A 19345-nucleotide genomic window follows, 5' to 3' on the forward strand; every position below is an offset into this window, starting at 1 on the left:
GACGATTGAACTGCCCTGGATTGAAAAATACAGGCCGACCACGCTGTCCGAAGTAGTGGGCCACGAGGAAATAACCCGGCGCCTGAAAAGCTACGTTGACAGGAAAAACGTGCCCAACCTCATGTTTTCCGGTCCGGCGGGGGTGGGAAAAACCTCCGCAGCAGTCTCCCTTGCAAAAGAGCTTTACGGAAAAGAATTCGAGCGCAACTTCCTTGAGTTAAACGCGAGTGATGAAAGGGGCATTGATGTCGTAAGGAACACAATCAAGGACTTTGCGCGGACGCTTGCGTTTGACGCGAACTTCAAAATCATTTTTCTCGACGAAAGCGACGCCCTGACAACCGATGCGCAGCAGGCCCTTCGCAGGACAATGGAACGGTATACGAGAACGTGCCGCTTCATCCTGTCATGCAACTATTCAAGCAGGCTGATAGAGCCGATACAGAGCAGGTGCGTTGTTTTCAGGTTCACGCCTTTGCCTGCAACGCAGGTAGCGAACAAGCTTAAGGAAATAGCGGAAAAGGAAAAAGTTGAAATCGAGGAAGACGCTGTCAAGGCCATGATTTACGTCAGCGAAGGCGACCTGCGAAAGGCGATAAACATTCTGCAGGCGTCGGCAAGCCTTGAGGGAAAAGTGAAAGAGGAAACAGTTTACAGCGTTTCAAGCCGCGCCAAACCAAAAGAAGTGAGGGAAATGATTGCATTCGGCCTGGAAGGAAAATTCAAGGAAGCGCGGGAAAAGCTCGACACGCTCATGTTCCAGCACGGAATGTCGGGCGAGGATGTCATAGGCCAGCTTTACAAGGAAACAATGGCTTTGCCGGAAGAGGAACTGCCAAGCAAAACAAAAATCGAGCTTGCAAACATCATAGGCGAATACAATTTCAGGCTGGTTGAAGGCGGGAACGAGCGCATACAGCTTGAAGCGCTCCTGGCGCAGTTCGGAAAATTCGCGAAAAAATAGCTGTTTTTAAATATGCGTTGTAATACAATGTATTACATGGAAACCGTTTCTTTGAGGCTTGACCCGGCTCTGGCGAGGCGCATCGAAAAGGAGATGGCCTCCGCAGGATATTCCACTAAAACCGAATTCATCCGTGAGGCAATACGGAACCGGCTCTCGGAAATCGAAGAGCGCAGGAAAGCCGAATGGGAACGGCTGGCGGCAATGCGCGGCATCCTGAAAGGCAAGGGAAAAGCCAAAACGGATGAGGAATTCAGGAAAATAAGAATCGAGGCAGCCGAGAAATACATTAATGAATTGGAAAAAAAGTTTGAACTCAATCAAAAATGACTTCTTCCGGCAAAAGCACTTCAACAATTCCCGTCAGGCTTTGAAAATGCCCGTCCCTTGAAACCATGACCGCCCTGTTATCCCTCGCGACAAGTGCGTGAAGGATATCGGCATAATGCGCCCCTTTTATCTCCAGGGAAAGCCTTTTTGCTTCGGAAATCTGCCCCGCGGAAATTTCAAGCCGCAGGATATTCTCATTGAAAGGGGCAAACATTTGCCCAATCCGCTCGCTTGAATAATCGTGCCCAAGCTCCATGACAACCAAATCAGAATACAAAATAAGCGAATCGTTTTCAACGCACTGTTTCAAAAAATCAAAAGCGAACATTCCAAGCGGCCTCAACCCGTCACTTCTGTCCTCAAAGTAGTCGCGCCAGACGGAAGTGTCAACGTAAAAGCGCTTTTCCATGACCGCTTTGGCAGGCAACACGCATTAAAAGGCTTGGTGAATTTCGGCGATTGCAGAAGCGCATTGCCGCAAAAAGTCAAACCCATTGAAGGATTTTCTTCTGGTGTTTCAGGGCGTCGTACAAAACGCTTTTTTTCCTGTAAGTTTCAATGGGCACGACAAGCTTTGACTTCAGGAAAGCGAATGCCAGGTCAATGCCGGAAAATGCAAGCGGTTTTTTCTGCAGGGCGTGGCGCACGTTCTCGCGGATTTGCCAGGTTCCAAGAGGAACGTCGTAGCCCTTGCCTATTTCCCTGAAAACAATCGCCGCGCCCTGCCTTTTCTCCCTGCGCAAATACTCGCAGACAGCAAGCCTCGCCGAATAGTATGCGCCCGTAATGTTGTCGGCATAGTTTTTCCTGCCCGAAAAAAACTCGAAATCGTGCGCGACGTGGAAATCGGTTGCGTTCGGCGTCCACACCCCGCCCGGCATCCATGTTTCCATCATTTCAAACGACCATTCATTCGGCAGAAGCATCACCCAGAAATTGTTGTCAAGGTAATTGGAATTGAACAGCCTGATTTCGGAAAGCTGGGGAAGATATTTGACTTTTTCAAGCAGCTGTTTTGAAACCGTGTCGTCCACTGCAGTGATCGACCACCTGGTCGGGACGAATTTCCTGTTCTTTTTCACGCCCAGGGTGCCGGCGGACAAAAGCTTGTAAAGGAAATGCACCGGCAGGCCGTCAGTATAGAGTTCCTGCATTGCGGTCGTTGATTTTGCATCCGTGTCCGAGACAAGGTAGTCGACTTTTGTCGGAATGCTTGGGTTTGATTCGAACGAAAATTTTTCCATGGCGGCTGAGGGGCCCATCGGCGCGAAAAGGTCGGAAAAGGAAGAGCCGAGTTTCGGCTTGTCCTTGAGTTTGACGTCAAGGTCAACCTGTTTTTCGGACATGGCGATTTCCTGTATGGCGGCAACGTCATATGTCGGGTTTGACGCGGAGTGCACGGAAACTTTTTTGTTGGAGCGGAACAGCTGCTGGCGAAAGCCTAGAATTTCGCTTGACGGAAGCCCATACCATTGTTCGGGATTGTCAAGAAACGCGGCGTCTTCGACGAGTTGCGGCGGAGACAATGGTGCGATGTCAACCTGCGGATAGTTTTTCCACGCAACGAAAATTGACGGAGGGGAGGAGCCGACAAACTCCTTGGCATCGAATAGCCTCTGCGTTGCCCGCTTTTTTTCAAAGCGGTCAAGCAATGGGCAGGACGGAAGATTGCACCACAGCCTGCCCTTGCACGGAACGCAGATGCCCGGCGTTGGCACGAATGAAGGCGAAGCCTGCATGAAATAGTGAAGTTTTGAAGGTTTTTTAAGCCGCTCCAAGCAGGTTTCCCATGAAAGAGGATCTATGGCTGGACACACAACAAATTTAATAATCGAATAACGCATAGAATATTGAATGAGAAAATCTGACGTTTTCGGCTTGTTTTTGATCAGTTTTTTGACGCTTTTTTTTGAACTGGCCATGATCCGGTGGATTCCTGGAACCGTTGCCGCAATCGGATATTTCACCAACCTTATTCTGATTTCAAGTTTTCTTGGAATGGGGCTCGGCTGCCTGCTTGCCGGCAGGAAGGATTTTTCGCGCTTTTTGCCGGCACTTTTTTTCGCAACGGTGATTGTTGCAGTGCTGATAAAAAAAATCGGGGTTGCCCCGAGCCAAAACCTGTCGGATTTCATTTTCGTGGATTTTTCCGGCCAAGCCCTGCCGTTGATTCTTGTCATGCCGCTTGTGTTTTTCGTCAATTTCCTGTTTTTTGTCCCACTGGGACAAATCCTGGGCAGGTTCTTTGAAAAATTCCAGCCACTGAGGGCATATGCCATAAACATTCTGGGCGCAATAGCGGGCATAGTGGTTTTCACTTTGTTGTCGTTCCTGTCAGTTCCGCCGGTCGCATGGTTTTCCGTGGGCGCAGCCTGCACTCTCTGGTTCCTCAGGGGCAAAAAAATCCATTTTGTTTCCGGAATCCTGTTTTTTGCCATAGCGCTGTCGGTAATCGTAATTGTTGCCGAAAATGAGGTCTGGTCGCCTTACCAGAAGCTTGTCGTGACGCCGGAAACCGGAAACAATTATTTTTCTTTGACCGTTAACAACAATTATTACCTGAGCGCAACCAAATTCGACCAGCAGACGATAAAAAAATATGAGATAAACAAGGCATGGGCCGAAATATACAATCTGCCATATGAATTTGCCCAGCCAAAAGATGTCCTAATCCTTGGAAGCGGCGGTGCAAACGACCTGTTTTTTGCGCTGAAAAGCGGGGCCGAACACATTGATGCAGTTGAAATTGACCAAAAAATAGTCGAAATATCATCCCAAAAAAGAAAGGACGGTGCATATGGCGATTCCAGAGTCAGCATAATCGTGGACGATGCCAGGACATACCTTAAAAGCACGGACAAAAAATACGACCTCATAGTCTACGGTTTTCTGGACTCGCACAGGCTGTTTTCCACGATGGCGAACGTCCGGCTTGACAACTTTGTTTATACTCTGGAAGGAATAAACGAGGCCAAAAAGAGGCTTAAGGACGGCGGGGTGATTTCCCTGTCTTTTTTTGCCAACAGGGAATGGGTGGCGCAGAAGCTCTTCGACCTGTTAAGCGAAAATTTCGGGCAGAAACCTCTTGTTTTCGAGTCAGCCGCCATGCCATCGGAAAAGGTAATGCTTGTAACCAACACGTCCGGCGGGCTATTGAAGGAAAACGTCCCGAATTTCAATGAAACTTCAGGGGCATATGCGAAAAACAGCGGAAAATACAAGGTGCCGAGCGACAACTGGCCTTACCTGTACCTTGAAAACAATTTCATTCCGCCGGAATACATAATAATCCTCATCATCATATTTGCTGCAAGTGCGGCGGCTGTTTTCTTTTCAATCAAATCAGGCGCTGATGCAGGCATCCTTGGCAACCTGCAGTTTTTCTTTTTGGGCGCCGCATTCATGCTTTTGGAGACCAAAAGCATCGTGGAATTATCCCTGATTTTCGGAACAAACTGGTTTGTGAACGCCGTGGTCATAACATTCATACTAGTCATGATTTTGGCCGCAAACTTGTTCGTAATAAAATTCAATCCTAAAAAAATCCGTTACTTTTACGCATTGCTGTTTTTGACCCTGATTTTCAATTTCATTTTTCCGCCAAAAAACATTCCGTTTGACAATCCGGTGATAAGGCTTATTGCCCCGGCGTTCATTGCCACGTTGCCCATATTTTTTGCAGGACTGGTTTTTTCCTCGCTTTTCAAAAAAACCAAAAATGCAAGCCTTTCTTTGGGCCTGAATATCCTTGGCGGGGTACTTGGCGGGTTCCTGGAGTACGCCTCGCTCATTTTCGGCATAGGGCACATCATATTATTGGCGGTTATCCTATATGTTCTCTCAATGGCGTTCGCTGGATTGCTGGGTTTCGGAAAAGATTAGATTCAAATGCCAAATCAACATTTTTATGCGTTTCACTGAATAGGTTATACCATGGCCGAAAAGCAGATTGAACTTGAGTTCCCCGACGGCGGCAAAAAGAAATTCGCGAAAGGCATTACCGGCGCGGAAATTGCCAAGGGAATAGGCGAAGGCTTGGCACGCGCGGCGCTTTCCGTGAAAGTTGACAATGAAGTCCTGGATTTGTCAAGGCCGATTGAAAAAAGCGGGAAGTTTGAGGTTCTCACGGAAAAAAGCCCCGACGGCCTGAGGACAATGTGGCATTCCACTTCGCATGTCATGGCCGAGGCAGTGCTGGAACTGTTTCCCGAAGCCAAGCCGACCATCGGCCCTTCGATTGACGAGGGATTCTATTATGATTTTGATGTGAAGCATCCTTTTTCGCCCGAAGACCTGGAAAAAATCGAAGGCAGGATGAAGGAGATTGTGAAAAAAGACGAGCACTTCGAGCGCAGGGAAATCAGCAGGAAGGAAGCCCTTGAAATGTTCAAAAAAAATTCTTACAAGGTTGAATTGATCAAAGAACTGCCGGAAGGCGAAACCATTTCAGTTTACCAGGACGGCAAGTTTACCGACCTCTGTTCCGGGCCGCACATTCCAAACACCGGGCGCATCAAGGCGGTCAAGCTTTTGAAATCGTCCGGCGCGTATTGGCGGGGCAGTGAAAAGAACAGGATGCTGCAGAGGATTTACGGCATCAGTTTCCCCGAAGAGAAAAAGCTGAAAGAGTTTGTGGCGCAAAAGGAAGAGGCCGCGAAAAGAAACCATTTGAAGCTTGGCAGGGAGCTTGACCTTTTTTCGATGCAGGAAGAGGCGCCCGGCTGCGTTTTTTTCCATCCGAACGGAATGGTAATCTGGAACGAGCTCATGAAATTCTGGCGCGAAGAGCATTTCAAAGCGGGATATGACGAAATAAAGACGCCAGAAATAATGAAGCAAAAGCTCTGGGAGAAGTCGGGGCACTGGGACCACTACAAGGACAACATGTATTTCACGAAAATCGACGACGAGGATTTTGCCGTAAAGCCCATGAACTGCCCCGGCGGAATTCTTGTATTCAGGTCGAAAAGGCACAGTTATCGCGATTTGCCTTTGAGGCTTGCCGAAGTGGGAACAGTGCACAGGCACGAAAAGTCGGGCGTTTTGAATGGGCTGTTCCGTGTGAGAAGGTTCACTCAGGATGACGCGCACCTCTACTGCACCGAGGAGCAGATAATGCAGGAAGTCAATGGCATCATCGGCCTCATCGACAAGATGTATTCCGTTTTCGGTTTCTCTTACCGCGTCGAATTGTCGACGAGGCCTGAGAAGGCGATGGGTTCGAAGGAGGCATGGGACCACGCCGAAGGCGAACTCAAAAAGGCGCTGAACGAGGCGGGCGTGGAATTCAAAATCAATGAAGGCGACGGCGCGTTCTACGGCCCGAAAATAGACTTCCACATCCGCGATTCTTTGGGGAGAACATGGCAGTGCGCGACAATCCAGCTCGACTACCAGATGCCCGAAAAGTTCGAACTTTATTATATTGGAAAGGACGACAAGGAGCACAGGCCGATCATGCTGCACAGGGTTATCTTCGGCTCTGTTGAAAGGTTCATCGGCATACTCATAGAGCATTTCGGCGGAAATTTTCCGTTATGGCTTTCCCCGGTGCAGGTCAAAGTGCTTCCTGTGAGCGACAAGTTCAACGATTATGCGAAAAAAGTGCATGGACAATTGAGGCAAAATTTTATCCGCAGCGAACTCGACGACAGGCAGGAAACCGTTTCCTACAAGGTCAGGGACGCGGAACTGAGGAAAATTCCTTTCACGCTCACTGTGGGGCAGAGGGAAGAGGAATCAGAAACTGTTGCCGTAAGGGACAAAAGCGGAAAGGTTTCCGTGCAAAAACTCGATACATTCACTGCCGGGCTTGCGGAAAAAACCGGTAAAAGGGAAAATGCCTGAAAAACACGCGGGCAGTAAATCTTTTTTTTCAGGAAACCACTTGGACTGTCACAGGATCATAACCTGTGGTTGCCTTGACCTTTGCCGCTGTGCCGGAAACAATGTCGGAGCGGATGTCGCTTGGCAGGCCAGCCGGGCTGATGTAGGCTGTTATCGTGATGCGTTTCCCGGAAGCGGGCGGGGCGTTCGCATGTTCTTGGAAGTCAAGCTTTTCAAGCAGGAAAACCGTGTCGGCTTTCTGCAGCCTTGCGAGAATGTCGGTTTTCGCTGTCAGCAAAGCCTTTGTCGAATCGTTGATTGCCAGAAAATAGCTTAAAGCGACAAGCGAGAGGCCGATGACGACAACCGCTATAAGCAATGCCTCAAAGCTAATCTGTCCTTTTTTGTTCAAGAGAGCACCTTCAGATCGGCACGTTAAGCGAAACCCCGCCGGAGTCATTCTGGATTGCTATGCGCAGGCTTGCGGGACCGGTTATGGGTGCGGAAATGTTGCCGCAGGAATTGATATTTTTTATGAACGTTGCCTCGCCCACGCACTTGTTGATGTTGCCCGTGCCGTCATTCTGGCATGCCGGCGGCTCTTTTCCCGGGCCGAGCTTTGCGCTGAGGCTTGCCTTAAACGTGATTTTTGACGGACTGCATTCTATCGTTGCTTCTGCCGGAATGAAGACGTTGATCGTTTCCTTCGCCTCGCCAGAGGAAGTGAGGATGGCATTTGTGGCCGAAGCGATTTTGTCCGCGGCAAGCCTCGCCTGCCCGACCCTTGCAACGTCTTTCGCGGATTCAGCCGCAATAGTGATGTTCGGCTGGACGTAGCCCACGATGTAGACAAGCGAAATGAGCACAATCATTATGAATTCGATTGACGCCTGGCCCTTCCTGTTTTTCAGAAACCCAAAATTTTCCACAGCAAATCACCCGCAATGCCAAGCAAGACGAACGCAATCAGGACCGAGGGCGCAAAGGCCGCGCTCTTCTTGACCAGGATTTTTTCCGGAATGCGTTTTTCCATGCATAATTTTTTCAGCTCCGAAAGCTCTTCTTCAGTCAGGCCGCGCGCCTTGATGCTCGACGCAATCTCCCTTCCCTGGGGCTTTAGCTCGGACAGAAGGGATTCTAATTTATTGGCTTTTAAGTGGTTAATAATTGTTTTTATTGAAAGCGGCTCCTTTTCCGCCACATTGCCGTCGGAAAGCAGGAAAAAGCTTTTCGCGGGAATGTCGCCTTCCGCCAGCTCGCTGACGGGCTTCTCCTCAACCAAAAACCGCTTTGAAACCGCGAAAAGCTTTAAGAAAATGTAAACAAGCGAAATTGCCGCGGTTGAAGCCAGAAAGCCGGAAAGCGCCGGCAAAAGGCTCTGCCACAATGCAAACGCAAACAATCCCGCCGACACTGCCGGTTTTGCCTTGGCCGGCAGGAAAGCCGCAATGAAAAGCAGCGGCAGCACCAGAATCTGCGGCAAACCGAACAAAACCAGGACCGCGTTCAAGCCCAGGGCAAGGGCAATGATTTTTGCAGTCGAAACAACCGTGCCCCTGACGCTTTCAAAGATTTCCCTGCGCGCAACCGCGTCCGATTGCAGGCCGCGCACGGCAATCATCGCGCCGAAAGGCATGACCGAAAAAACCGAGAAAATGAAAAGCGTGAGCGGAAAAATTGGAAGGGGAATCGCCTGCAGCAGCGGAATTCCAAGCAATGCGCCGGCAACCGCGGGATTGAACGGGTTCGCGAAGGCAAGCGCCGTGAACAGTTTCACGTCCCCGCCGGCCCAGACGCCGAGCTTCCACAGAAGCCACGAAACGCAAAAAGTCGCAATTCCCAAAGCAATCGAAAACCCCAGAATTGACCAGTCGGATTTCACAAACGATTCGGTTGTTTTGGATGCCAGCGCAAAAGCAATCAGCGAATACGTCAATTTGTTCGGGATTAGCCTTTCTCTCAAATCAATGATTGACGCAACGGCAAGGACTGCAAGCGAAACAAGGTAGTTTGCCAGAACAAAAAGCATTGCATTCCACACCTGCACAAAAAAAACTTGCCTATTAAAAGAAAGGGCGGCGCAAATAAAAGGCTTATGAAGGCCACGCAATCATTTTGTGAATAGGCAGGCTTACTGCATAAGCGAAGTGATGGTTTCGCTGCGGTAGGTCAGGATGTCAGCCTGCGCCTTGGTTGCAACGGAAACGATTGCATTGATTAGAAGCGCGGCTGCAATCGCAAGGAGGATTCCGAACAATGCCGTCAGAAGGTATTCAAAAGCCGTTTGGCCGCGCTCATCCACTGGCAACACCTTAAACTCCATTGACCGTGTTGAGGAAATTCGTCAGCTGCTGGTTTCCCTGCTGCTTGGTCGGCCCGATGAAGTTCGTGATAACCACGATTACAACCGCGGCAATCAAAACGGCTGCCGCAATCAGCAGAAGGTATTCCAGTGCGCCTTGACCTTTCGAATCCATTGGTTTCACCAAAATCATGCGACGTTCCCCAAATTTGCAAGACTTGAGTTGTACGTGCCCTGGGAATTTTCAATGCTGCCTTTGCCGCTGCTTGCAGAGCTTGTCAGCAGTATTATGACGACTGCCGCAATCAGCACAGCCGCACCAATCAGCAGCAGATACTCCAATGCCCCTTGACCTTTCGAATCCATTTCAACACCACCGGTTTTTTTAAGAATAAAAAAAAGGCCAGCGAGTGGCCTTCTCTGCCAGTTCATGGAGTGAGCTGGTTTTGCAGGTTTGACTGCGCTTCCGTAGCGGTATTAGCCGATGTCTCAGCTGTGGTTTTGCCCGACTGCCCTATGTTCGTCAGCAGCACTATTACGACTGCCGCAATCAGCACAGCCGCACCAATCAGCAGCAGATACTCCAAAGCGCCCTGTCCATTAGAATCCATTTTTTCAACCTCCAATTTAACCGTTTAAAACCTGTTGCTCCCTGTTGGCGAGTTCGTTCTGAACCGCTTTTGGCACAGATTTTAAGTATAAAGCAACGACCAAGGCTACGACAATGGCTGCGGCGATCATAAGCAGCACTTCGATTGAGGCCTGCCCGAGTTCCTCCGAAAAAAGGCTCATATCACGCCACCAAACAGTCCAACCGACAGGATTTTTGCCGCAAAATAACAAACAAACGCAAGTAATAGAAGGATTGGGATGTATATAATACTTTTGCTCATTTTTCCGTCGCGCATAAGCGAAAGCATGAATCCGACGGCAAGAATTTCAACTGCGATATACGCCTGCATGAGCAGCACTATGAGGTCCTTAACTGCGACTGCCTGCGCCCTTGCCGCGAGGCCGATGTCAAGGCCCTGTGAGGCCGAAACCACAAGGAACGAAATGATTGTCGAAACGATGCCGAAAATGAGCGGCGCCACAATCGCGCCGGCGGCAACCATGAACATGACCTGCATCGTGGTTTTCGCCTTGCGCTCCTGCCCTATGCGGTAAATTTCGCGGATGTCGTCGGAAATCTCCTCAAGAACGTCGGCAAGGCCCGCGCCTGCCTTGATCGAATCGATTATGACGATGATTGACCTGCTTACAAGCCTTGAATCGATGTTTTCGGAAAAGCTTTTCAGGGAATTCTCAAGGTTTTCGCCTTCCTCAAGCTTCCTCAAAACATTGTTCATCTCCTTTGCCAAAGGCCCGTATTCGGCGTTCGCAATCTCCCGCAAAGCATATTCGTATGTGCCGCCCGCGTTAAGCGTGTCAGCCATCTGTTTCAGGGCTTCCGGCAGTGCCTTTTCAATGGCGTCAATGCGCTGCATTGCCTTCAGGTAAGGATAACCCAAAAACAGGTCCAATGCGACAATTGGAATGACCGCGACAAAAATCCTGAGCTCGTCGAACAAACCGGCAACGCTGAGGAAAAAGAACGTGAGAACCGCGAAGATGATTGCGAGCGCCACGGCCATGGCGATGAAAACCCCCGCGTCCACTTTCAGGCCGGCCTGCTTCAAATAGCCCTGGTACTTTTCAACTAGTGTCTGCTCCTGTTCCATATTTCAAGACCTCGGCTGGCTGATTGCAATGTACGCTATGAGAGTTGCAAGCACTATCGGCATTATGACAAGATAAATGACCGCGATGTTCTCCGGCGCGAGCGGCAGAACCGAGAAAATGCTGCTGCCGCTGCCGATCTGCAAAGGCGTGTTCCTGACTCCGCCGAGAATTGCGATGAAAACCGGCAGGACAATGGCGATGAAAATGAATATGACCCCGAAAAAGTTGAGCGCTTCCGCAAAGGCCTGGATTCTCGCCCTCAATTCGAACGAAACGTCTTCCGCGATTGTTTCCATGACATCGGAAAGGTTGCCCCCGGTCTTCAGCGCCCTGATTATGTGCAGCAGGGCACTCCTCAACGCAACGGACTGCGTGCGCAAGGCGAGGTTCCGCAACGCATCCTTGGTGTCGGTGCCCTCCTCTATCTGCGTGACAACCCACGAGAATTCCTCGGACAAAGCGCCGTAACCTGCGGTTGCAATCGCCTGGATTGTGCGGTAAAGGCTTATCCCGGCTTTAAGCTCGGTCGCCATGTGCCTCAAAGCGAAAGGCATTTCCCTTGTCACCGCCTCGCCGCGCATCTGCGCAAGCTTTCTCGGCAAAAACAGCATGAAAATTATCGTGATGAGCCAGACAATGAATCCAACCAGTATGCCGACCGGAAGGATCACTAAAATGTTCAGGGTCATCGCCGAAAACAGTACGCTGCCCACAACCCAGCCGATCAAAAACATTATGACGGAAACAACCGCTGTAATGGCAAGGTACTGCTGCGTTGACAGCCTGACATTCGCGGATTCAAGATAAAATGAGAGTTCCTTCGACGCGGGCAACTCCTTTATGACGTTGACTATCGGCCTGAAAAAACCCTGAAAGCGCAGGAAAACCGTTCCAAGCTTCTGGATGAGCGGGTTCTTGAGTTCCTGCAATTCCTCGATGCGCTGCACCTCGATTTTCGCCCCATGGCCTTCCGCAATGATTCCGCGCAGTTCTTCAAGCTCGCCCGAAGCGGCCTCCAAAGGCCTGCCCTCGTCCTTGTACTTGCTCTTCATCTTTTTGACTATCTGCTCTACCTTGTCCATGTCCACTGATTCCTTGGACTGCGAACCAGGGCCGGCAGGCTTTTCCTGCCCGGATTTTTTCCTGTCACCAAAAAGCTTCAAAGCCATAACAACCAACAATCATTTTTTCGCGCGGCCGTCAAGGAACGCCTGGAGCTTTGCCGAAACTTCCGGCATGCCCCTTATCCCTAGTTTGACTAACTCCTTCAAAAACCTTTCCCTTTCCGAAATTTCGTCGTCAAGCTGCTTTTTCTTCAAACCGCTGAAATCGCCCAGCATCTTCAGGTAAGCGCTCGGCACTGAAGTCCTTTCAAACGAGTCATCCACCGGATTCCACTTGAATAGCTCCTGGGTCTGCGCCTTGCCCTGCAAAACGCCCGACACTTCCGAAATTTCGGTCAGCCTCCTGATAGTGCCCTTCTGCCTGTCATGCAGCCTGTGCTCGATTATGACAAAATCCAGGCCGCTCAGCATGAGAGGCGGCACATTCATGGGCGGACTGGTAACCCTGACAAGCGTTTCCTGCGCGGAATTCGCGTGCACTGAACCCAGGGAATTGCCCACAATAATCGATTCAGCGACAAAATTGTGCGGTTTCAGGCCGCTTGCCTCTTTTTCGCCAACGGTCAAATCGTAGACAAAACCGCTGTAATCAAATTCATGGATGTGCGTAATCCGGTCCCAGAAAATTTCGCTTGACGCGAGCTGTTCAAGGCCGTCAGCTTCAATGCCAGCCGCCTTGAATGCCACGGCCAATTTTTTGACACTCTCCTTTGACGGCATTCTCTGGCCGAGCCTGAAAAAGCGCAAAAGGCCCTGGCTCACGCCAGCCAACCTCGCAATTGCGCGCTCGCTAATGCCCTTTGCCTGCGCCTCCGCAACCATTTTGGCAATCAGGGCATTGCACGGGACAACATCTACATTGGTGTTCGGCTGGACGGGTTTTGAAAGAAGCAGTTCAAGCTTTTTCAATTTCTCAGGATACTTCAACGGAAAAGCCGCCGAAAATTTGCGGACATTCTCCAAGCCGTAAACGTAAAGCCTGAACCACCTGCTGTTGGCTGTTCTGGACTCGTATTTCCTCGAAACGATCCCTTCCGTGAGGAGGGCATACCGTACAAAGTCAATGTAATGCTCGTTTCCGCACGTGAAAACAAGCGCGTTATTTTCGAGGTCAACGTGGCCTTCCGCGTCAAAAAAGCCGGCCACAAACTCGTTGAGTGAAGAGCAAAAATGGCTGTTTGAAACCAGTGCATTGTTTCTCGGCCCCGCCGGAATTGCGAACAGCTGCTGGGCTTTCCTCGATTTGACAATGCCACTCACACTCACTTCAAAACAATTTTTTTCAGGGGACGCGGGCCTCACTCCGACATGGGTTCCGTCAAACTCTTTTTTCATGAAAGCGGAAAATTCAGGAATTATCCTTTCATCTTCGGTGAAAAGACTTACCCTGCCCTCGTTGCATTCATATTGTTTGCCGTTCTTCTCGCGCTTGCGCCGGTAATCAAGAATGTGCCCATCGCCGTGCAACAGGCCGCTCCAATACTCGATTTCCGGCTTGACGGCATCAGCATTCCGGTAAAGCCTGGCGGGAGTTGCAACAAACATTGCCTCTTCAAGATTTCCCGCGGCAGTCTGCACAACCTTTCCGTCAAAAGTGTAAAAAGGGTGGTTCGGTGTAACCGTGATTTCGGCACCGCTTGCAAGCCTTATGTGCCTGACCTTTCCGGCGTATGGTTTTCTCCTGGCTTCGACAACCTTTTCGCGCTGCATTTTCCCGCTGTCGTCGAGTGAATTTATTTCCTTGCCATCAACATCAACAATCTGCCATTCGCCTTCCTTCCTCGAGCCTTTCATTTCAATCAGGCCGTCAACAAACGTGCCAATTTCCTCAATGCCGTCAGGGAATGGAATCTTTGTGTCAAAAGTAAGGCAGCCATCGTGTCCAGTATTCATTGCAGTGAAAAGCGAAAACGCCTCGGCATGCCTGATTTCGCCGACGATTATCCTGTCCGGCCTCATGCGCAAAGAGTTTTTCGTCAAAATGTCCATTGTCAGCTCGCCCTTCCCTTCCAAGCCCGGCGGCTTTGCCTCAAGCCTGATCCAATGGTTCAATGGAAGGTTCAACTCTGCCGTGTCCTCTATTGTAATGACGCGCTCGTTTTCCGGAATGAAGGATGCCATGACATTCAGCAGGGTCGTCTTGCCCGAACCCGTGCCGCCGGAAATGAGCACATTTGCCGGCCTGACGCTCATGCCCTCAACGCACAGCCAGAGGAACGCGGCAACTTCCGCATTGATTGTGCCGAAATTTATGAGGTCGACAATCGAGTAAGGGTCTTCCCTGAATTTCCTGATTGTGAGGGTGGAACCTGAAACAGAAGCCGGCGGGATTGTGGCATTTACCCTGCTGCCGTCAGGCAGCCTTGCGTCAAGCAGCGGCGCGCTCAAATCGACGCGCCTTCCGACCTCGCGCGCAATCCTGTTGATCAAATCCTGCACTTCGTCGTCGGAAAAAAACTCGATGTTCGTCGCCATCATTTCAAAGTCGCGGTGGAAGACAAAAACCGGCTTTTTCGGGCCGATGATCATTATTTCCTCAAGCCTGTCGTCCTGCACAAGCTGGTCGATGAGGCCGTAGCCCACCATTTCCCTTACAACCGCGTCAATGTAAAAATCAAACCGTCCCCTCGGAATCTTCAGCTCCGGTGAAGACTTCAGGATTTCCTCGATTTTCTGCTTGTAAATGATTCTTCTCTGCGCCTGGTCGCGGATGCGGTAAGGCTGGATGCTTATGAGCCTTGTCGCAGCCTCTTTCAGCGTATTGATTATCGTCCTCTCGGACGCTGCCGCCTTGGGCACCGGAACAAAATAGTATAGCAGTGGCTTGTCCGGCAGCCTGAAAATCCTGACATCGCCGTAGGACGCGACCTCGGTTTTGGTTTTGGTTTCCTCAAGCTCTTTTTCAACCTGCGACTTCTGGCCTTCAACCAACTGCATTGCCTCGCCGGCTGGAACGGCTTCTTCCCCGGCTTCCGGCGCCTTCGCCGGAATGGTTGAAGTCTGCCTCATCGCCTGCAATATTTCCTCGGCAGCCGCGGCCTTTTCCCCGGCCACGGGCTTTTTTGCAGCCGCTACTTTGGATGGCGGTGCAGCGCTTTCCGCCTCGCCCGGCTTGCGCTTCGACGCCTTGACCTTGGTCATTAAGTCTTTCAGGTAATCAGTGGGCATGCGGCGGAAGCACCATTACAAAAACGGCGTTCTATTATTTAAGCTTTATTTAAAAAGGGGAAAAAATGCCGGAGCGCAAAAAAATTCGGAAAAATCATTTGAGGCGGACAGCGTCAAGGTTGCGCAATGACATCGCATTGATGTGGAACCTGCTTGCAATGTATTTGGAGAATTCTATGCACTTGCCTTTCTCGCCGTGGTTGACGAAAAGCCTTTTGGGTTTGGGTTTCAGGTTTCTCACATAGGCTGAAAGCTGGTTCCTGTCGCTGTGGCCGGAAAAGCCTTCGACTGTTTCAACGCGCATGTTGATTTTCAAAGCTTTCGTCTTTCCGTCCTTGCCGACAATCGGCAGTTCTTTTATTCCTGACTGGATTTTGCGGCCCATGCTGCCCTCGCCCTGGTAGCCGACAAAGATGAGCGCGTTGGCGGGGTTTTCAGCCATGTGGTGGAAATACTGCAGGGAAGGCCCGCCGGTCATCATGCCGGATGAAGCGAGAATTATCGAGGGTTTTCCGTTGACTGCTTCTTCCCTGTTTTTGGGGTCGATTTCCTCGAAAATCGGCGCCGTGAACGGGGAATCGTTCTGCAAGACCCTTCTCTGCACGCCTTTGCGCAGGTATTCCGGATAGGCTGTGTGGATCGCGCCCGCCTCCCTTGTCATGCCGTCGACGATTATGCGCGTGTCAATCAGGCCCTGCTTGTAAAAGTTTTCAAGCACGAGCAGGATTTCCTGCGCCCTGCCGACGGCAAAAACCGGTATTAAGATGCTGCCGTCCTTGCTCACGACGTCGTTTATTATCTGCAAAAGCCTGTCCTCGGCTTCCTGCCTCAACGGCATTATGTCTTCCTTTGCGCCGTAAGTGCTTTCAAGAATCAGGGTTTCAAGCCTCGGATACTTTATGTCAACGTTGTTGAAGAGGCGCGTGAACCCGTACTTAATGTCCGCGCTGTAAACGAGATTGTGCATTCCGTCGCCCATGTGCAAATGCACGGACGCAGAGCCGAGAATGTGCGCGGCATTGTGGAATGTCATGCGCATGTCCGGCGAAATGTCGGTCACTTCCCTGTAATCGCGGGTTATGACATATTTTGTCATTTCCTTGACGTGCTGTTCGTTGTAAGGCGGTTCCTTGCCTTCCTTGACCAGGACATCAATGTAATCGAACTGCAATAATGCCATAAGGTCGCGCGTGGGTTCGGTGCAGTAAACCGGTCCCTGGTAGCCGAGCTTGAAGAGGTACGGCACGAAGCCGGAATGGTCCAAGTGGGCGTGGCTGACGATGATGGCGCTGATTTCGTTGACGGAAAAATTCATTGCGTCAAGGAAAGGGTAGCGCTCGTTCTCGTTCGCGACGTTTATGCCGCAGTCAAGCAAAACCTTTGTCTTCGGCGTTTCAACAAGGATGCAGCTTCTTCCGACCTCGCGGAATGAACCCAGGGCGACCATTCTCACCCAGTCATTGAGGCTCGGCTCTTCCTCGCGGTAAATCTGCTCCGCCGTCTTCTGCAAAATCTTCTTCCTTTCCGAGGCATACTTGTTTATGTGCTGCCTTATGCCGGCAAGGATTTTTGACGGCGAAGTGGGCGCCCTGATTATCTTGGGGGTCCAGCCGGTTTCAAGGATTATGCGCTTCGAAGTTTCGCCGCCCTTGCCAATGACCAGGCCGGGCTTTATCGATTCTATGACGACCTCGGAGAACGCATCCGTGAAAGTTATGTCCTTTATCTGCGCGTCCTCGGGCACGATTTCAATGATTTTTTTCTTCGCCTGCTCGGGCTCAAGCAAAAGGCTCTTGTCCGTCCTGATGTTGACCCTCTTTTTCAGCTCGAACGCGAGCTTTGCGACAAAATTCTCGTCCTCGAAAAAGGCCTTCGGGTTTGTCGTGTAAATGGCGACTTCCGGCCCCTCCATCTCGATCTTCTTGACCTGGCACTTGTCCGGAAGGACAGCTGAAACCTTCGCCTTGATTTCATCCAAGATTTTCATGCAATATCACTGAATCGTAAAAAAGGATTTTCCTTGGGCGTTTCATGAAACCGAACCGTTTTTTGGACCGCCCAATCGTTTATGCAAAACCGATGCCAACCATGAAGGCAAATAAAATTCCTTGTTAAAATGAAAAAAGCGCTGGGTTGCCGGATTGGCTGAAACAAAAATCCTCAGGCGCCGAGCTTCGGCTGCCTGTCAAGCACCTTCAGGACTTCCGGCTGGGACAAATGCCTGACGCCTTTTGCGTCGACAACGCAAAGCGAAATCGACTTGCCGCCGGAATAAATGTCCCTTTTGGTTGCCGCCTTGACCGCCTTTGCCGCCAAGGACAAGGCCTCTTCCTCTGAAAGGTTGGACCTGTAATTCGAGTCAAGAACTGACAATGCGAGCTCCGTGCCCGAGCCTGAAACCGCGTACTTTGGCCTTTCCAGGACGCCGCCGAACGGCTCCAATTCGAAAATTTCGGGCCCGCTGTTCACGCCTGCAATCAAAAACTGTGAAATGAAAGGATAATAGCGGTTCGCATTCATGACATTCGAAAGGAACGTTGCAAGGGCCTGCGGAGTCATCTTCGCCTGCCTTTCAAGCTCGTAGCTCAAAACCTGGCTTTTCATGAAGCGCACTATGACCTGGCTGTCCCCGACACTGCCGGCGTTTGTGACTGCAATCTTGTCGCTGATCGTGTAGATTTTCGGGCTTTCCTCGTCGTAAGCCAGATGGCCCATTGACGCGCGCTGGTCCGCGCCCAGGACAACGCCCTGGCCGAAAACAATCGCGACAGTCGTGGTGCCGGTTTTAAGCTCGTTCAATTCCTGCGTCAAAGCTGACCACCAAAAAAACTGAAAAAATTCGTTTTGAGCCTACCTTAAAACGTAAAGAGTATTGCTTTCACAAATGTTTAAAAAGCTACGCGTTTTCCGGGCCAGCGGTGCAGTTTGCCCTGCAGCCGCAGGCAGGCCCGGCCGGCAGATTTGTCAGATGTCCTCGTTGCTTTCGCTTGCCGGCTTTTTCTGCCTGGGCTTTTGCGCGGCTTTGGCGCGGGGGCTTTCTTCTGCCTGAGCAGGCGTTGGGTTTGCTTCCTTGCCTGCCGCGCCGGAGATTTCTTCGCTTCCTGCCCCGCTTTCACTTGCGCCTTTGCCTTCGCCTTTTTCCTCTTTGGGCATTTCCGAGAACTTCACGGCTTCGAGCGCGGGACAGCTTTTTTCCACGAGCTTGGAGAACAAAACCTTGAAGGGTTCGAATGCCTTGCTGAAGCGCTGGGACAATTGCACTTCCACTCCGCCGCCCTTGATTGAAAGCGTTTTCTCCTTTTCCGGCACGCCGGAAAAATATTTTTCAAATAGCGATTCCACTTTTTTCCCGTCGCCGGCGATTTTTTCCCTGACCTCGACTTCGTATTCTATTTCCTTGCCTGCCAATGGGCTGTTGAAGTCAACCCTGACGCGCCCGCCTGAAACGCTCTGGACGCGCCCCTGCCTGCCGTTCATTTCAATTACAAGGCCCTTCACCGGGTTGATTTTCCTTGAAATGAATTCTTTTGTGGAAATTATCCCGATTAGTTCCTGGCTCCTTTCGCCGAAAGATTCCCTGGGTGAAAGCGTGAAGGATTTTTTTTCGCCCGCCGACAATGATTTGATGTGCTGTTCCAGGGCGGGAAAGACTTCCTTTGCGCCCAAAACTATCGGAAAGGGCTTGTACTGCCTTTCTTTCTCGAAAAAGCCGTGCTCTTTTGCGACGCTTTCAAGAGTCGAATCGAATACCTCGCCGCCCTTCACCTTTGACGTGAGGTTGATCAGAAGAACGTCGTTGTCGTTGAAAACCATAAAAAAATCACCTTAAAGGCAGACAACAAAGCCGGGCACGGAAAACCCGTTCCAGCAAAAACTTTTAATTTTGTTGGCTAAGCTATTCTTGTCTGG

Annotated in this window: 20 protein-coding genes; 4 read left to right on the forward strand and 16 right to left on the reverse strand. The window is 50.7% G+C overall.

Annotated features, from left to right (window positions below; genetic code table 11):
- Nucleotides 1-4 precede the first annotated feature (4 nt).
- The gene (locus HY394_06140; GenBank protein MBI4053586.1) at nt 5-964 is read left to right on the forward strand and encodes a replication factor C small subunit; all 960 of its coding nucleotides are present in this window, start codon (nt 5-7) and stop codon (nt 962-964) included.
- A gap of 27 nt (nt 965-991) precedes the next feature.
- Nucleotides 992-1294 (forward strand): ribbon-helix-helix protein, CopG family, encoded by a 303-nt coding sequence (locus HY394_06145; protein MBI4053587.1) that lies wholly within the window; start codon nt 992-994, stop codon nt 1292-1294.
- Here the strand turns inward: HY394_06145 and HY394_06150 are convergent.
- On the reverse strand, nt 1281-1703 hold the full coding sequence (locus HY394_06150) for a hypothetical protein (GenBank protein MBI4053588.1): 423 nt from the start codon (nt 1701-1703) through the stop codon (nt 1281-1283). The genes HY394_06145 and HY394_06150 overlap by 14 nt on opposite strands.
- Nucleotides 1704-1779: 76 nt before the next feature.
- Entirely contained in the window at nt 1780-3033 is a 1254-nt protein-coding gene (locus tag HY394_06155; GenBank protein MBI4053589.1) for a hypothetical protein, read from the reverse strand.
- A 115-nt stretch (nt 3034-3148) separates the two neighbouring features.
- Here HY394_06155 and HY394_06160 point away from each other — a divergent pair, with 115 nt between their 5' ends.
- The gene (locus HY394_06160; GenBank protein ID MBI4053590.1) at nt 3149-5176 is read left to right on the forward strand and encodes a hypothetical protein; all 2028 of its coding nucleotides are present in this window, start codon (nt 3149-3151) and stop codon (nt 5174-5176) included.
- A 51-nt stretch (nt 5177-5227) separates the two neighbouring features.
- Nucleotides 5228-7141, forward strand: a complete 1914-nt coding sequence (gene thrS, locus HY394_06165; GenBank protein ID MBI4053591.1) for a threonine--tRNA ligase — start codon at nt 5228-5230, stop codon at nt 7139-7141.
- A gap of 28 nt (nt 7142-7169) precedes the next feature.
- Here thrS and HY394_06170 read toward each other — a convergent pair whose 3' ends face one another.
- The 14 genes from HY394_06170 to HY394_06235 all read right to left on the reverse strand — a co-directional run bounded on the left by HY394_06170 (nt 7170) and on the right by HY394_06235 (nt 19249).
- Nucleotides 7170-7532, reverse strand: a complete 363-nt coding sequence (locus tag HY394_06170) for a hypothetical protein (protein MBI4053592.1) — start codon at nt 7530-7532, stop codon at nt 7170-7172.
- A gap of 10 nt (nt 7533-7542) precedes the next feature.
- Entirely contained in the window at nt 7543-8049 is a 507-nt protein-coding gene (locus HY394_06175; GenBank protein MBI4053593.1) for a hypothetical protein, read from the reverse strand.
- Entirely contained in the window at nt 8028-9149 is a 1122-nt protein-coding gene (locus HY394_06180) for a prepilin peptidase (GenBank protein ID MBI4053594.1), read from the reverse strand. The genes HY394_06175 and HY394_06180 overlap by 22 nt, the downstream gene beginning before the upstream one ends.
- A 102-nt stretch (nt 9150-9251) precedes the next feature.
- Nucleotides 9252-9422 carry a hypothetical protein gene (locus HY394_06185; protein MBI4053595.1) on the reverse strand — a complete coding sequence of 57 codons (171 nt, stop codon included), beginning with the start codon at nt 9420-9422 and terminating at the stop codon, nt 9252-9254.
- 10 nt (nt 9423-9432) lie between these two features.
- Nucleotides 9433-9597 carry a class III signal peptide-containing protein gene (locus HY394_06190; protein ID MBI4053596.1) on the reverse strand — a complete coding sequence of 55 codons (165 nt, stop codon included), beginning with the start codon at nt 9595-9597 and terminating at the stop codon, nt 9433-9435.
- A gap of 14 nt (nt 9598-9611) precedes the next feature.
- Nucleotides 9612-9788: a class III signal peptide-containing protein gene (locus tag HY394_06195; GenBank protein MBI4053597.1), complete on the reverse strand. Its 177-nt coding sequence runs from the start codon at nt 9786-9788 to the stop codon at nt 9612-9614.
- Nucleotides 9789-9850: 62 nt separating this feature from the next.
- A complete protein-coding gene (locus HY394_06200) occupies nt 9851-10033 on the reverse strand; it encodes a class III signal peptide-containing protein (GenBank protein ID MBI4053598.1) in 183 nt (60 codons plus the stop codon).
- A gap of 16 nt (nt 10034-10049) precedes the next feature.
- Entirely contained in the window at nt 10050-10214 is a 165-nt protein-coding gene (locus HY394_06205) for a hypothetical protein (protein MBI4053599.1), read from the reverse strand.
- Nucleotides 10211-11143: a type II secretion system F family protein gene (locus HY394_06210; GenBank protein ID MBI4053600.1), complete on the reverse strand. Its 933-nt coding sequence runs from the start codon at nt 11141-11143 to the stop codon at nt 10211-10213. Before HY394_06210 ends, HY394_06205 begins: the two co-directional genes overlap by 4 nt.
- Nucleotides 11144-11146: 3 nt before the next feature.
- Nucleotides 11147-12313 carry a type II secretion system F family protein gene (locus HY394_06215; GenBank protein ID MBI4053601.1) on the reverse strand — a complete coding sequence of 389 codons (1167 nt, stop codon included), beginning with the start codon at nt 12311-12313 and terminating at the stop codon, nt 11147-11149.
- Between the two features lie 12 nt (nt 12314-12325).
- Nucleotides 12326-15436: a Flp pilus assembly complex ATPase component TadA gene (gene tadA / locus HY394_06220; protein MBI4053602.1), complete on the reverse strand. Its 3111-nt coding sequence runs from the start codon at nt 15434-15436 to the stop codon at nt 12326-12328.
- 94 nt (nt 15437-15530) lie between these two features.
- Entirely contained in the window at nt 15531-17423 is a 1893-nt protein-coding gene (locus tag HY394_06225; protein ID MBI4053603.1) for a beta-CASP ribonuclease aCPSF1, read from the reverse strand.
- Nucleotides 17424-17596: 173 nt separating this feature from the next.
- Nucleotides 17597-18247 (reverse strand): proteasome subunit beta, encoded by a 651-nt coding sequence (locus tag HY394_06230; protein ID MBI4053604.1) that lies wholly within the window; start codon nt 18245-18247, stop codon nt 17597-17599.
- Nucleotides 18248-18400: 153 nt separating this feature from the next.
- Nucleotides 18401-19249: a peptidylprolyl isomerase gene (locus tag HY394_06235; protein MBI4053605.1), complete on the reverse strand. Its 849-nt coding sequence runs from the start codon at nt 19247-19249 to the stop codon at nt 18401-18403.
- Between the last annotated feature and the right edge of the window lie 96 nt (nt 19250-19345).

The organism is Candidatus Diapherotrites archaeon (assembly GCA_016205145.1).
Lineage (GTDB): Archaea > Iainarchaeota > Iainarchaeia > Iainarchaeales > JACQJH01 > JACQJH01.